Origin of the sequence: uncultured Methanobrevibacter sp. (assembly GCF_902764455.1) — an archaeon.
In the GTDB taxonomy this organism is placed as follows: domain Archaea; phylum Methanobacteriota; class Methanobacteria; order Methanobacteriales; family Methanobacteriaceae; genus Methanocatella.
The window spans coordinates 54,221-68,461 of record NZ_CACWVY010000014.1; the positions used below are offsets into that span (position 1 = coordinate 54,221).

20 protein-coding genes are annotated in these 14,241 nt (G+C 32.8%); 2 read left to right on the forward strand and 18 right to left on the reverse strand.

Annotated features, from left to right (window positions below; genetic code table 11):
* Positions 1 to 10 precede the first annotated feature (10 nt).
* From QZU75_RS05265 to cbiM, 10 genes are all read right to left on the reverse strand, one after another.
* On the reverse strand, positions 11 to 724 hold the full coding sequence (locus QZU75_RS05265; RefSeq protein WP_296882061.1) for a (5-formylfuran-3-yl)methyl phosphate synthase: 714 nt from the start codon (positions 722 to 724) through the stop codon (positions 11 to 13).
* Between the two features lie 101 nt (positions 725 to 825).
* Entirely contained in the window at positions 826 to 2,028 is a 1,203-nt protein-coding gene (locus QZU75_RS05270; RefSeq protein WP_296882063.1) for an LUD domain-containing protein, read from the reverse strand.
* Positions 2,015 to 2,686, reverse strand: coding sequence for a (Fe-S)-binding protein (locus tag QZU75_RS05275; RefSeq protein WP_296882065.1), 672 nt, complete (start codon positions 2,684 to 2,686; stop codon positions 2,015 to 2,017). The genes QZU75_RS05270 and QZU75_RS05275 overlap by 14 nt, the downstream gene beginning before the upstream one ends.
* Positions 2,687 to 2,689: 3 nt before the next feature.
* Positions 2,690 to 3,037 (reverse strand): DUF2304 domain-containing protein, encoded by a 348-nt coding sequence (locus QZU75_RS05280; protein ID WP_296882066.1) that lies wholly within the window; start codon positions 3,035 to 3,037, stop codon positions 2,690 to 2,692.
* A 9-nt stretch (positions 3,038 to 3,046) separates the two neighbouring features.
* Complete coding sequence (locus QZU75_RS05285; protein ID WP_296882067.1) at positions 3,047 to 3,751, reverse strand: glycosyltransferase family 2 protein; 705 nt, start codon at positions 3,749 to 3,751, stop codon at positions 3,047 to 3,049.
* An 11-nt stretch (positions 3,752 to 3,762) separates the two neighbouring features.
* Positions 3,763 to 4,221, reverse strand: coding sequence for a riboflavin synthase (ribC, locus tag QZU75_RS05290; protein WP_067041664.1), 459 nt, complete (start codon positions 4,219 to 4,221; stop codon positions 3,763 to 3,765).
* Positions 4,222 to 4,356: 135 nt separating this feature from the next.
* The gene (locus QZU75_RS05295) at positions 4,357 to 5,190 is read right to left on the reverse strand and encodes an ATP-binding cassette domain-containing protein (protein ID WP_296882069.1); all 834 of its coding nucleotides are present in this window, start codon (positions 5,188 to 5,190) and stop codon (positions 4,357 to 4,359) included.
* Between the two features lies 1 nt (position 5,191).
* Positions 5,192 to 5,887: a cobalt ECF transporter T component CbiQ gene (cbiQ, locus tag QZU75_RS05300; protein ID WP_296882070.1), complete on the reverse strand. Its 696-nt coding sequence runs from the start codon at positions 5,885 to 5,887 to the stop codon at positions 5,192 to 5,194.
* A gap of 42 nt (positions 5,888 to 5,929) precedes the next feature.
* Positions 5,930 to 6,217: an energy-coupling factor ABC transporter substrate-binding protein gene (locus QZU75_RS05305; protein ID WP_296882072.1), complete on the reverse strand. Its 288-nt coding sequence runs from the start codon at positions 6,215 to 6,217 to the stop codon at positions 5,930 to 5,932.
* Positions 6,218 to 6,227: 10 nt separating this feature from the next.
* The gene (gene cbiM / locus QZU75_RS05310) at positions 6,228 to 6,893 is read right to left on the reverse strand and encodes a cobalt ECF transporter S component CbiM (protein ID WP_296882074.1); all 666 of its coding nucleotides are present in this window, start codon (positions 6,891 to 6,893) and stop codon (positions 6,228 to 6,230) included.
* Between the two features lie 160 nt (positions 6,894 to 7,053).
* Here cbiM and pyrF point away from each other — a divergent pair, with 160 nt between their 5' ends.
* Both pyrF and QZU75_RS05320 read left to right on the forward strand, forming a co-directional pair.
* On the forward strand, positions 7,054 to 7,701 hold the full coding sequence (gene pyrF / locus QZU75_RS05315) for an orotidine-5'-phosphate decarboxylase (protein WP_296882075.1): 648 nt from the start codon (positions 7,054 to 7,056) through the stop codon (positions 7,699 to 7,701).
* Positions 7,702 to 7,785: 84 nt separating this feature from the next.
* Positions 7,786 to 8,034 (forward strand): DUF5654 family protein, encoded by a 249-nt coding sequence (locus tag QZU75_RS05320; protein WP_296882077.1) that lies wholly within the window; start codon positions 7,786 to 7,788, stop codon positions 8,032 to 8,034.
* 39 nt (positions 8,035 to 8,073) lie between these two features.
* Here QZU75_RS05320 and QZU75_RS05325 read toward each other — a convergent pair whose 3' ends face one another.
* From QZU75_RS05325 to QZU75_RS05360, 8 genes are all read right to left on the reverse strand, one after another.
* Entirely contained in the window at positions 8,074 to 8,601 is a 528-nt protein-coding gene (locus QZU75_RS05325) for a hypothetical protein (RefSeq protein ID WP_296882079.1), read from the reverse strand.
* The gene (locus QZU75_RS05330; RefSeq protein ID WP_296882080.1) at positions 8,602 to 9,525 is read right to left on the reverse strand and encodes a deoxyhypusine synthase; all 924 of its coding nucleotides are present in this window, start codon (positions 9,523 to 9,525) and stop codon (positions 8,602 to 8,604) included.
* 8 nt (positions 9,526 to 9,533) lie between these two features.
* Entirely contained in the window at positions 9,534 to 10,436 is a 903-nt protein-coding gene (locus QZU75_RS05335; protein ID WP_296882082.1) for a CBS domain-containing protein, read from the reverse strand.
* 668 nt (positions 10,437 to 11,104) lie between these two features.
* Positions 11,105 to 11,311 (reverse strand): hypothetical protein, encoded by a 207-nt coding sequence (locus QZU75_RS05340; RefSeq protein ID WP_296882083.1) that lies wholly within the window; start codon positions 11,309 to 11,311, stop codon positions 11,105 to 11,107.
* Positions 11,301 to 11,489 carry a hypothetical protein gene (locus QZU75_RS05345; RefSeq protein ID WP_296882085.1) on the reverse strand — a complete coding sequence of 63 codons (189 nt, stop codon included), beginning with the start codon at positions 11,487 to 11,489 and terminating at the stop codon, positions 11,301 to 11,303. Before QZU75_RS05345 ends, QZU75_RS05340 begins: the two co-directional genes overlap by 11 nt.
* Before the next feature lie 4 nt (positions 11,490 to 11,493).
* A complete protein-coding gene (locus QZU75_RS05350; RefSeq protein WP_296882086.1) occupies positions 11,494 to 13,182 on the reverse strand; it encodes a putative glycoside hydrolase in 1,689 nt (562 codons plus the stop codon).
* A gap of 78 nt (positions 13,183 to 13,260) precedes the next feature.
* Complete coding sequence (locus QZU75_RS05355; protein ID WP_296882088.1) at positions 13,261 to 13,389, reverse strand: hypothetical protein; 129 nt, start codon at positions 13,387 to 13,389, stop codon at positions 13,261 to 13,263.
* 16 nt (positions 13,390 to 13,405) lie between these two features.
* Positions 13,406 to 14,239, reverse strand: coding sequence for a hypothetical protein (locus tag QZU75_RS05360; RefSeq protein ID WP_296882090.1), 834 nt, complete (start codon positions 14,237 to 14,239; stop codon positions 13,406 to 13,408).
* Positions 14,240 to 14,241: the final 2 nt, after the last annotated feature.

Here is a 14,241-nt window from a genome sequence, read left to right on the forward strand (position 1 = left end):
TTACACCTAACTAGAATGAATCCAATAATTCTTTAAGCTCAGCAACTGCAGTGTGGTGTATTTTACCAGTATTTCTGTCACCACCAACACAAGCGGCTCCTCTAATACCTACAACATCACAACCAATATCATTCAATGGTTTTAATTGTTCCTTTTTAACGGACCCTGCAAGTGCAGTTAATAAATCATAACTGTGAGCTTCTTCAACAAATTCTTTTAACTGATCAATATCTAAATAATCAAATAATGTATGACCGTCTTTAACAGCAGTATCCAACATTGCAAGGTCGCATCCTGCATCTTTTGCTATTTTTGGAATTTCCATAGGGCCGACTGCACCTACACGGTGAGCGTCAGCATATCCTGCTGCTACAATAATTGTATCTTCACTTACATCTTTTACAGTTTTTACAACATTTTCCATGACTTCAACCGCTTCGTCATGGTCTTTTGTTCCATATAATCCAACTTTAATATAATCTGCTCCGGAAACATGAGCACCCATTGCTGCAAGTGAAACAGTACCCGGTTTGTAAGGTACATCACCTAAAGTAGCACTGACAAGTTTGTCTTCAGGAGTTAATTCCCTAATCTCTTTAATTACCCATGGGAAATTAGCACCAAGGGAGCCTTCCTTAGGATTTTTCACATCAACAATATCTGCTCCGCCTTCAATAGATTCAAGAGCTTCTTCACGATTTATAGGACTTATTAATAGAAGCATATATTTCCTCCAATAAAATATAATTTTATAATATAATAATATTACTTCCTTATTATTTATAATATTATTGGTTTTTTGGAAAATTTTAAAAAAAATAGTGATTAATAAGGAGAATCGTTTTTAGAAACATTCTCTTTGATAATGCCGTGAGCCTTTGGGTAAAATCCGACATCAGCTGATAATTTCCTCATGTTTTCAATTATTTCATTTGTCGGAATACTGACCGGACAGTTTAAAGTACACAGTCCGCACAAGGTACACATGTAAAGACCTGAATTATAGCAGGTTTCATCATCTTCAATGAACTTTGACATTGCAACACCACGGCCTCCAAGATAGTTGTTGAATCCGAATTCATTACCTACTGCATTATATACAGGACAGTGCACTACACAATTTCCGCATCCAATACAATAAAGGCATTCCGGTGTAGCTTCACTTCTTCCATTGTCAAGCAGTATTACAACAACCTTTTCGGCACCATACATATTTTTCAGGAGTTTTTTCTCAATATCGGCAGTTTTTGAAGGTCCGGAAATTACATTCATATATGATGTCACATAGTTTCCTGTTGCAAAAATTGTCTCAAGCTTTACAACAGAGATTGCATCTTCAAGACAAGGTACAATTTTATCGATTCCAGCTACGATTATATGCAAATCTTTAAGTGAAACTATTGAAATATTGCCTTCATTGTGCACCATTACGAGGGAACCTTCTTCGGATGCTATAGCGTTGGCTCCACTTATACCTACATTAGCATTTTCAAGACGTTTCAGCACATCCTTCCTGACAGTTTCCATGATTTCCCTAGCTTCAGGATTGACATTAACATCCAGGGAATCGTTGACAATATCAGTAATCTTGGAAATATTCAAATGAGAAGCAGGACCTGTCGGATGAACGGGTTTATTATCAGTCCTTTTAAGCTGCAATATCCTATCTCCCAAATCAGTTTCAACAACGTCAATATCAGTGCCCTTAAGATGGGCTTTAAGATTGATTTCACCAAGAGTATTGGATTTTGCTTTAGCAATTGTAGTGCAGTCATATTCAGCCAATAGCTCATCAATGATATCCAATGCATCCTGTGCTGAATTAGCAATTTTAAAATCAATATCGTTGCGTTTAAATGATTCTAATGTCTGATTGAATAACTCTTCGTTGTTTTCAATTGAGAACTTTTTAATTTCCTGAACTCTTTTAATTAATCTTTTGGTAGATGATGAGTCTTTAATAGTACCTGATCTTTTTTTAACTGTATTGAAAGATTTTCTCATTGTTTCAAGTTCACTGGTCTTCATCCACATCACCATATTTTACTAAAAATTCAGTTAAATCCAAAACTTCAATATCATCATTCTCAAGATTCAGTTTGCAGAAAGGACATGGAGTAACCAGTGTTTCACAATCGGTTTCCTTAGCCTGACTAATCCTTAAAGATGCCATCTCGTGAGCAATTTCGGGATAAGCTGACTTTACACCCCCTCCAGCGCCGCAACACAAACTGTTTTCACGAATATTTTCCATTTCAATCAGATTTGCAACTGAATCAATTACCTCTCTTGGCTCATCGAAAACATTGCAATGGCGACCTAAATGACATGAATCATGATAAGTAACATCTAAATTCTTTTTAGAAAAACTAAGCTTGCCCTCTTTAATCAAATCATATAAAAGCTGTGAAATATGAACTACATCCAAACCTTCATAATCCTCTTTTAAAGTTTTATAACATCCCGCACAGGAAGTAATAATAGTATCTCCCTTTAAAATTTCAGTATTTTTTCGGATTTGCTCTTCTGCTTCATCGATAAAACCGGTTCTAAGTAAAACAGATCCGCAACATTTTTCATCATCCAATGTGTGAAAATCAACGCCTGCAATTTCAAGAAGTCTTTCAGTAGCTTTTGCAATGTCAGTTTGTTTTTCTCTTGCAGTGCATCCCCTAAAATATAACATGAACTATTCCTCTTCATCATCAAGAGTAATTTCATTTTGTATTGCTGTCTGTTTTACAACAGTATTCAAATCATTCTGCAGTTTATCTACAATAAAGTAAAGTCTTAAAATAGTATAAAACAATACTATGAATACTAAAATGATAATAAAATCTAAACCACGAGTTATGCCCACTAACCGGGCAAATTCATTACTTAAATTTGGGAAAAGTGAAAATATTGCAACAACAATCCAGAAAAGAGCCCATAATAGTGTTGTAAGTGCAGAATTTTTTCCCCTTAAATATCTTAATACAAACCATACAATAGCTATAATAGAAATAATCGGAAATATTAACGAATATAAAAACATATTATCACCTTAAAACTGATGTTTAATCATTTGAAGCAATATTTTTATTGCAGCAGTAGTATTTGTTCCTTTTGCTTGAGTTTCTGGAGTGTAAATTGTTTTGATCGGAACTTCTGCAAATGGAATATTATTGTCATGGATTTCACGTATGAATTCTGAAGATATGAGATATCCAGTAGCGTTAATTGTAATTTTATTTAATGCCTCTCTGGTAATTGCCCTAAAACCAGTTTGAGAATCGCTTACATCTACCCTATAAAATATTTTGGTCAATAAATTCATTATGGCATTGGCATAATTTCTGCTTCTAGGCATATCTTCCAGAGGCCTTACGCCTATAACTGCCTGAGCATCTCCTACAACCAATGGTTTTATTACAGCATCCAAATCATCGGCTGAGTGCTGTCCATCTGAATCCATACTGACAACATATTTTGGATTGAATTTCAAAACTGCATCAAAGCCTGTTTGTGTAGCAACACCAACACCTCTATTAATTAGTAAAGAAAAGACATGAATCTGATTTGGATATTTCCTTTTGGATTCAAGAATAACATCCAATGTATTGTCTGTTGAACCGTCATTGACAATGACCATATTATATCCTTTCTCTGCAATTGATTCCAATACAGGCGGGATTCTTGTTGCTTCATTATATGCCGGAAGAACCACATATGTTGCATTTTTATCTTCCAAAGTTACTTCATATTCCATTTTACACCTTTTTATAATGGTCCTGCATCTTCTTTTCCTTCACGCATTCCCATTCCAGCTTCTTTTCTCATTGCTTTTCTGTGATACATCATTTTTATCAGGTTTTGTGCATGTTCACGTGCCCTGTTTTCAGCAAGTTTTGCAAGCTCAACAGGATCTTCTTCTTCATCTTCATGGACAAATACTTCCAAAATGTGAGTGTTTGTCATGAGCTGTGCATTAATAAGACCTGTTGATGCTTCATGAGCACACATCTTATCTTTTTCCATAGGGCCAGGCATTCCAAGTGCCATTACAATGTCACAGTTTTCCTCTTCAATGAGAATTTTTGCAGTTACCGGCAGGTCTTTAACGCCAGGAACTGTTTGACGGATGATTTTTAAATCATAAGCATTATTTTTAAGCTCATCGATAGCTGCTGCAGCCATGTCAAAGCGAGCAAATGTAGTGTCACAAATTCCAATTCTCATGTAAATTCACCTTATGAAAAAATATGTTTTTAATAATATAAATGTTTAGTTAATAATTAAAAAGTATTATGAATTAATACTGCGAGTAATACTTTGGGCAGTATAATTATGAAAAAAATCTGATTTAAAAAAAAATTAGTTTTTGTTTAACAAATCTAAAAACTTATCCTTAGCTTCGTCAATTGTTAACGGATAATCCCCTTGCATGTCAAAACCTTCCTTTTCAAGATCTTGGAAGAGTTCAGTGACAATTGGGACTTTTAAATTAGCTTGATCCAATATTTCAGGTTTTGCAAAAATTTCTTTAGGAGTTCCTTCTGCAATCAATAAACCATCAACTAAAACAAAAACACGTTCAGCATAATTAGGGACCAAATCTACTTCGTGTGTTGAAATTAAGATTGTAATTCCTTCATCATTAAGTTCTCTTAACAATTTTGACAAATCAACAACTCCCTGAGGGTCAAGGCCTGCTGTAGGTTCATCCAAAACCATCACTTCAGGTTTCATTGCAAGAATACCTGCAATGGCAACACGTTTCTTTTGACCTCCACTTAAATGATGAGGTGCTTTTTTCTCATATCCTGACATACCTACACGGGCTAGGGCATATTCAACTCTGTCCTGAACCTCTTCCATAGACAATCCCAAATTAAGAGGACCGAATGCGACATCCTCCTCAACTGTAGGAGCAAATATCTGGTCATCAGGATTTTGAAATACAATCCCAACTTTTTGTCTGAATTTAAGCAATGACTTTTTATCATATTTTAATTCTTCACCATCAATGAAGACCTGACCTTCATCAGGTTCAAAAATTCCATTCAAATGAAGAAACAAAGTTGATTTACCAGCACCATTTTTACCTAAAAGAGCAACCATTTCGCCTCTTTCGACCTTTAAGCTAACTCCTTTAAGAGCCTGATACTCAGAATTATAAGCATATTTAATATTTTTTACTTCAATCATGTTAATGCTCCTTTTTTCTTGGTTCATAAACCGGAAGATCACCTGTGTAGCCTCTAGAATCTAAAGAATGTTGTAATGTTTCACTTTTATCAAGTGCCCTTAAAAATATTGTACTTGCAAGAGCTCCTAAAGACTTGAATGAAGTCCAGTATGAATGATAACCCAATCTAGAGTTTTGAGCTTTCTGCATAGTGTCGATTTCATTTAAAAATATGAATATAGTATTATACATCAAAAGTGCAATTTCAATTAAAATTTTTGGAACTTTAAAAGTTCTAAGGCAATTTAAAATCTTTGCAATAGGAGTAGTCAATGCTAAAAATCCTAAACAAGGCAAACATCCCATAACTCTCATAAATGTATAAACAGCATAATGAAATGAATCATTAGTAACCACTATGCCCAGTATTCCAGTTTCATATATTACATCCCCCTTTCCAAAGAAGAACAGTAAAAATATACATGTTATAACAAGAAATGCCATTGGAATTGACAGGAATTTCAAATAAGATCTATAGTTAATTTTTGCAATTGCTAAAATGACAATTGACATTACAACAAATATGAATACATCAAAATACAGATTATCGAGTGCTAATGTAACAATTAACAATATAATTGTTAAAAACAATTTAAAATAAGGATTTGTTTCTGTTAATTCATTATTATGTGCAATATAATCCATATCAAATTTCATAAAATCACTTAAAAAAAAAAAGAAAATTAAAGAAGAAATAAATTATTCTTCTTTTCCTTTACCTCTCCAGTAACCAAATGCATAACCAATAATGATTGCACCTATAGCTGCTTGAAGAGCAAATAATAAACTTTCTATTTCACCACTAGGTGGTTCCCATATAGATGAAAACCAAGGTTCAAAACCTGTTTCTTCGATAGCTTCACCTGCTGCATCATCTGCACCGCCAAAGTATCCGTCATCTTCTCCATGACCATTAAACATTATTAATGGTGCAATGAATAATATGATGCACACAACAGCTAAAATAATTAATGTTGATGTTTTCATTTATATCACCTTATGCTTCATTAGGAGCTAAAGCACCTAATTTATCTAATAATTTTGGTTTATAAGCTTTTAATCTGTCCCATATAATTACGGTTAAGAGACCTTCACCAATAGCTAATGGCACTTGAGTTACTGCGAAAATAACTAAGAATTTGGTTAATGCTTCACCAAAAGTAGGAGCAGGGAAAGCGAAAGCTAATTGGAATGAAGTAGCTACATAAGTTAACAAGTCACCTAAAAATGCTGCAAAGAAGATTGCAATAGTTGATGAAACATTAGCTTTAGTTAAACCTTTATATACTAACCATGCGACTAATGGTCCGACAATTCCCATAGAGAATATGTTTGCACCTAAAGTAGTTAATCCACCGTGAGCAAGTAAAATTGCTTGGAATAAAAGTACAATAGTTGCAAGTACTGCAGTTACAGCTGGACCAAATAATGCTGCGCCTAACCCGTTACCACAAGGGTGAGAACAACTTCCAGTAACAGAAGGCAATTTCAAAGATGATAATACAAACATGAATGCACCACTTACAGCAAGCAATGCTTTTGATTCAGGGGTTTCATCCACGATTTTTTTAATTTGATATATACCAAATGCAACAACGATGAATGATATGACAAACCATATTATACACCAGTTTAATGGTAAATATCCTTCCATAATATGCATAAATAATTTCCTCCAAATAACTATCAATACTAATTGATATATAACTCAATAAAAATTTAAAATATAATTAAAATTTATTAAAGTTTTATTGATAATGATATTATATACCTTATTATATATAAATATTATATTTATAAAATAAAAGAACAAAGATGATACTATGAACATAAAAAACAACTTGATATTAGCACTTGACGTAATGAGTGAAAGTGAAGCTATTGAAATATGTGATTCAATTAAAGAACAAATTGATACAATTAAAATAGGATATCCACTGGCACTTGCCGAAGGTCTTGAAATCATCAACAAACTAAAAGACAAATTCGGATTTAAAGTAATCTGTGACTTTAAGGTAGCAGATATCGACGCAACAAATGAAAAAATATGTGATGAAACATTCAAGGCAGGTGCAGATGCAATTATATGCCATGGTTTTGTCGGATCAGACAGTGTACAGGCATGTCTAGATATGGCAAACAAACACCAGAAAGAATTATTCCTGCTAACTGAAATGTCACATCCCGGAGCAAAAATGTTTCTGCAAAAAAATGCAGATGCAATAGCTCAAATGGGAGTGGACATGGGAATCACAAACTATGTTGCACCTGCAACCAGACTTGACAGATTATCAGATATTCGTGATATTGTCGGGAAAGATGCATATATTATCTCTCCGGGTGTTGGAAAGCAAGGAGGAGACGGTAAAAAAACATTGGAATATTCAAATGCAATTATTGTTGGAAGAAGTATTTACGAATCAGATAATCCAAAGGAAGCATGTGAAAAATTAATTGAATCCTTGAATTGAAACTAAACTATTTTAATTATAAGAAATAAATATAATATTGTTCTTATTATCTTTGAACAAACTGATTTAAATGGAGGAAAAAATATGGCAAACGAAGTAACAAAATTAATTATGGAAACTATTTTAGGATTGATTACAACTGCATTCGCACTTGTTGCAGGTTTAGCATGGAATGAAGCAATCCAAAAATTAATTGAGAAATTTATAGGTACTGGAGATGCTCTTCCAAGTTTATTCATATATGCTATAGTTGTAACCATTCTTGCTGTTATTGTTACCGTATTACTCGCAAGAGTAGCTGGTAAAATGGGAATTGACCTCGGTGATGACTAAATTTAAGGAATTTTATATTCCTTTTTTTACTTCTTTTTTTTAATTCAAACTTTCAAAAATAATTCCTGCAAATACGTATGATATTTCAAATAAAAGGAAGCAAACAAATATCCAAATATCAAATACGCCATAGGCTGCAAGCAGAAGTATTACAATTTTCAATACAAACCTATATTCAAAAAATAGATTTAAAAACTTGTTTTGTGTAATTTTATGAATTAATTCATGGCCAACTTCATCTAAAAGTGTACCTAAAATACAAATTAGTAACACAACTAAATTCAACTCAGGAACTCCTGCAATTAATAACATTACAATGAAAACTATTAATGTAATTATATGATGAATTCCATCTATTTTCAGTGCAAGGAAATTACCTATCGGAATAGCCATGAAAATATAAGCAGCATCTGAGCTGTAGATTGCAGCTAAAGCAGATGCAATACCGCAAACAACTCCTAAAACACTAGCGAAAGTCAAATCATTATTTTCATCATATAAATCATCAGAATATTTCATGAAAAATCCTGATAAAATAAACAATAAGGCCAAAATTATATAACTCATTTAATCACCGCTAATCTTATCCAATGCTGCGGCATAAATTAAAGGGAAAATAACTGTAACATCACCAACAACACTGGCCAGACTAGAACCGCATCTTGCTTTTGCCCATGATTTTGCTTCTTCAAGAGGCGCTCCGCCCAAACTTCCGGCTTCAGGCCTGTCCATTGTAATCTGAATAGCCGCATCAAGACCTCCAGTAATTACATTGGAAGCTAATGTATAATGTTTGGTAAGGCCTCCTCCCAAAAGAACTGCACCCACTTTTTGAGATCCAAAGACAATATCTGACAATAAAGGCATGTCTCCTGCAGCACTTACGGTAAAGTCATGGTCCTGTGAAAAAATCCATAACTGCAAACCCATCATCGAATCAATAAGCCCCGGTGCAAAAATCGGAACATCATTTCTAGCTGCAGCAGCTACAAATGAATTTTCATCTTCAACAAGAAGACCTATTTCATGAAGCAGTTCCTGAATTGAAACAACATTTTTTTCACTGGCTATCTTTTCAAATATTTTAGTTATTTCAGTTTCAAAAAGAGTGAAATCGTCAGAGCCTACATTGATGTCTGCAATTCTTCCGATACCTTCTTCGTTTAGTTCTTCATCATCTTTTCCTTCATGGCGATAATGAGCTCCACCAAACGATTCAACCAAATCATGAGTAATATTTGCGCCACTTGAAACAATTAAATTGACATGACCTTCCTTAATCATTTTGGTCACAATATTTCGCATACCTCCCGGAATCAAAGGACCGCCAAGGCTTAAAAATACATTCATGTCTTCATCTGAAATCATGTCCGCCAAAATATCGCAGGCACGAGCTACCCTGCCTGCACCTAATACTCCAGAACTTTCAAATTGATTAATCAAATCAATTATTTTCATATCTTTTTCAATGCTGAGCTGTGAAACTTTCATTTAATCACTTAATTAGTAATAATTGGGAATTGTTCTAAATTAGTTATGCTGTCTATTAAATCTGTTCTTGTGACAATTCCTAGTAAAACCTGATTGTTATCTGCTATTATTAATCTTGAAATTGATTTTTTAAGCATCACTTCAATTGCATTTGCTATTTTCATATCTTCATTGACAATGACAACATTAGTTGACATTAATTCACCAACAGACAAGTTTTCCTTATCATGAGCTATTGCCTGGACAAGGTCTGTCAATGTAAATACACCAACTACTTTTCCATCTTTAATGACAGGAGCTCCGTCAATTTCATGGGAAGTCAATTTTTTACATGCCTCTTTTACAGAGCAGTCAACTGAAAATGAAATTACTTCCTTACTTGCAATATCACCAACAGTCTTTTTAGGAATACTTCTGATTGTGGTAGTATCAACTAAAAGGATATTGTCCATATCGTCTCTTCCTACAATTGTTCCCATAACTCCCAAATTGTTCACAGGAGTCGGACCTATCCTGACTGTATCTCCAAGGTTTAAATCCTTGATGCTTCCTAAAACTTTAATGGCGGCTTCACATTCCGTAGGTTGAGGAACACTTGTAAATTCTATACGTGCAACAGAAATGTCATCTAGCCTTTCACCGTTTATATAAATAGGCACTTTGGAATCATTGTCTGATATTGAAATGTTTAGTGAATGGTAAGCTTCAATGGTTGGCTTATATCCTCCTCTCGGACCAGGCACACCTTTAACTAAACCTAAACTTCTTAATGATTGCATCTGATTACGTATTGTTCCAGGGTTCCTATTCATAACCTCAGCAATGTCTTCACCCTTAATTGATTTACCATTAGATGATTGGTATAAATTAATTAAGGTTTGTAAAATTTCTTTTTGAACAGATGTTAACATATTTAATCCCCTTTGAGTATTATAATATATTTATTTTTGTTAGAAATAGTTTATAAATGTTAATGATAAATAATGTTAAATCTTATACTTTTTTGCCTCACACATGTTTAGTTTTATGTTATTCAAATCAAATAAGAGTTAGGATACACTAATGTACAAATTTGTACAACAATGATTTTCAAAAAAAAATCTAAAAAGTTCCATATAAATATAATATGAAATTACAAATATAAAAAAATTTAAAAAAAAATAAGGGGAGCCGACCACCGACAAAATGTCGACAGTCAAAACTCCCCTATATGTTATTTTACTTATTAACTATATTCATGTAAAAAAAATATCTAGAAAAAACTCCTAAACAAAAAGACAATATAAATCCTATTAAGTAATTAAGAAGAAATATAGTGTACAAAAACACTGAGACAAACTCTCAAATATTTTTTTTATAATATTCTACAAACTTACAATATTTAACACATGGATAATAAACTTTTAACATAGTTAGTTTTTATTAAAAATATTTAGTTTTACATCCAAAGAAACTTTCACATTCGCTGCTACTATTGCTCCCTAGATGATCTTCTCAATTAACATAGAAAAAAATATTATCCCATACTGATAAAAAATTTTTTCTAAACTATTATTTCACATGAATATTATATTATTTGTTATTTGTTTGATACTATTGTAACATTATCTAATTGAAATGTTAAACGTGCAATCTCTTCTTCAATCTCTTGACGTTCATCATCAACACAAGTTAACAAACGGAAATTCAAAGCTTTAATCTTTGCACGAATAACATTACGTTGATTAGTTTCATTCAAAACCTTATTTTCTTTAATAGACAACATCAGAATCACTTTACTGTACAAAATCTTCATAAACAACTTTGGATTCATCAGGAATATCATGTTTATTTCTTGCTTTGTTGATTTCAACTTGTTTTTCTAAAACTTCATCAGTAAAACCAACTTCAGCATATAATGCATCAACTTTTGATTGTTTACGATTCAAATGCCATGCTCTAATCTTTTTAACCGGATTCACCATTTAATCATCCCCTTGTAATTACAAGCACACTTTTCTGTGAAATACCACTAATATAAGTCTCAAAATCAGACTTACTACGGTATTCAATATAACCACAGTAACAATCATTACATGACCTATTACCTAAACTATTCTGGACATTAATGTTGCTGTCGTTTACTGCATTGACAACTTCATAATGCCCATCACCACCATACACTCCAGGTTTATACCTGTAGAGATTATGAATTACACAATCTTGGTTTTGGGAAGCAAGAATCTTTTTAATTCCATCCCAACCAAGTTCACTGAAACTATACCATTTACAAGTCAATTTCACATTCAATTGTTTTGCTGCTTTAGCAATAGCAGTTTCCAAACCTTGATGATCTGTTCCACCACTACCAGTTCCAGCCCAAGAAGCTAATGTAGACTGTGATATAACTTTACCCGTAAGGTTTCTGATACATTCCTGCATACTATGAGGCCCACAATAAACACCATTATTCTGACCCATATTATCACAACCAGATTTAGTTGCATGACCATATTTAGATTTAGCAGATGAAAACCTACTAGAATTATAATTACAATAATCTGGAAGAGTATTTTTATGACTATAATAGTATACAAGTATTCTTGCTAATGCATCAATACTTACACGAGGCCTAACTCTCTTTTTAGATTTCACAGTCCTAACATAATTTGGAACTTGACCATTCTGCTTAATATATTGAACAACCCTTTTAGATTGATCCTTAAAATCAGATGGATAAACCTTTTCATTAATAACATTCCCATTTGCTTTAATAGAACTTTTAACATTAGGAACACTTGTTAAACTTTTACCAAGATTATTAACAGCATATGATAAGACATACCATACTTGAGGCCAAGTATACTTCTTACCGTTAACAGTAACACTAGAAGGTAATTTTTTATGTTCATCAACATACTTTTTAACTGTAACTGCCATTGTTTTAATGTTATCTGATGAAAGTGCTACAGTTTTTTTATCTTGTAATGAAGTGAAATTAATTGTTGGACATAATCCATATCTAAATAAAATTACTCCTTTTGCACCATTTGATATACATGTCTTAGCATCAGATAATAATTCACTTGCAGATAATTTAGTTGGATCATCATCAGATTTATAAGTTTGAAGTCCACTCCAAATTGTTGCTTTTCCGCTGAAAAGTTTAATAGTTGATTTTAACCATTCAGTTCCGGCCTTGTAATTTCCTTTATACTGCATTGGAATAATTGTATCTACAATTTTTCCTAATGCACTGATATCTTGCCCATAATATTTTTTACAATCATTTTCAGGCATTACCGCACATGAAAGAAATACCTTTGGATTCTGACTACGAACCTTCTTCACAAAATTAGTAATAGCATCTGCACCACCATCTGTTTTATATGCATTACCAGGATAACGTAAATAATCAAGATGTATTCCTTTTACTCCTTCAATATTTGCATACCCTTTAATCTCTTTTAATTTTGATGTGAGATTCATAGTTTTTGGATTATGCCATTCACCATCATAAAAAGACTGAACCCAAATATGCACATTAATCTTCTGTGCCTTTGCCTTTTTAATCCAAGATTTAACCTTAGATTCCCCATGAGCTTCAAAAGCATAAAAGTTTAAAAATAAATCTGTAACTCCATTCTTTTTAAGTGTTTCAAGATTTACACTTGTCATATCTTTTCCAAACACCCAATAACCAAAATTTTTCATTTTTTGTATCTCCTAAAAAAAAATATTTTATTTAAATTTAATTCATATAAAGTCAGATTTACTGTCATTATCTATAATACAACGATTTTGTACCAGATAACAACATTTCTCTAAATCATGGTCACAAGTTCTCCTGTAACAGCAACCAGAACATTCGTCAACTTTATCCATATATAAAAACTCCATATTATACAGTTACCCAAGCTACATTGACATAGGCTACAGGCTTTGCATTTTCAGTATTAGTTCTCATTTTAATATCTCCATCACTTTGGAATGAAACTAAACCATGAGCATTATGCTGATAATGACTCCAATCTTGAGCAACAGTATATCTTGGTTTAAATGCATTAGGCAATGTAACTACATGAAAATCAGTGTCCTTATGAGTAATATTCACTGCAGTTCTAAGTTTAGCAAAACATATAACTAATTTTCCAATCTTTGTGAGTTTTATGGTTGAATCAGAAGTAAATCGATAATTTCCTGAACTGTCTTTAAACATTTGAGTATACCCAATTTCTAAAATTTGAGGGTTTAATAATGCTTCAATATTACTAATACTATTTTTCAATATGGAACCTTGGCGTGCGGATAATGCTTCACCGGAGAGGAATATTTCAGAATTTAAATTATCTACTAATTTAACATGTCCATACTTACTGTCATCTCCAAGACCATATTTGCTAGTAGTTAGGGCATGATCTATCGGTGCGAAGTAATTGGTATGTAATTCATTATGGTTTGTTTTAGCGTACTGGTCACTAGTCAAACCACCTAGACTAGTTGCGTTTATTGCAATTAAATCTTCTTGAGTATTCATTAAAATGTTTAATAAATCTTCTCGATTAACAAAATTGATGTCTAACTCATCTAATCTGCGTTCTAATTCCTTATATTCTGATTCAGTGGTAATTAATATTTTATCAATCTCTTCATTATTGTCTGAGTAAATTCTTACTTCGGCTCCTACACTATCGTTATCCGGTTCGTAGAAAACTCTTGCTTTATAATCCACCATTT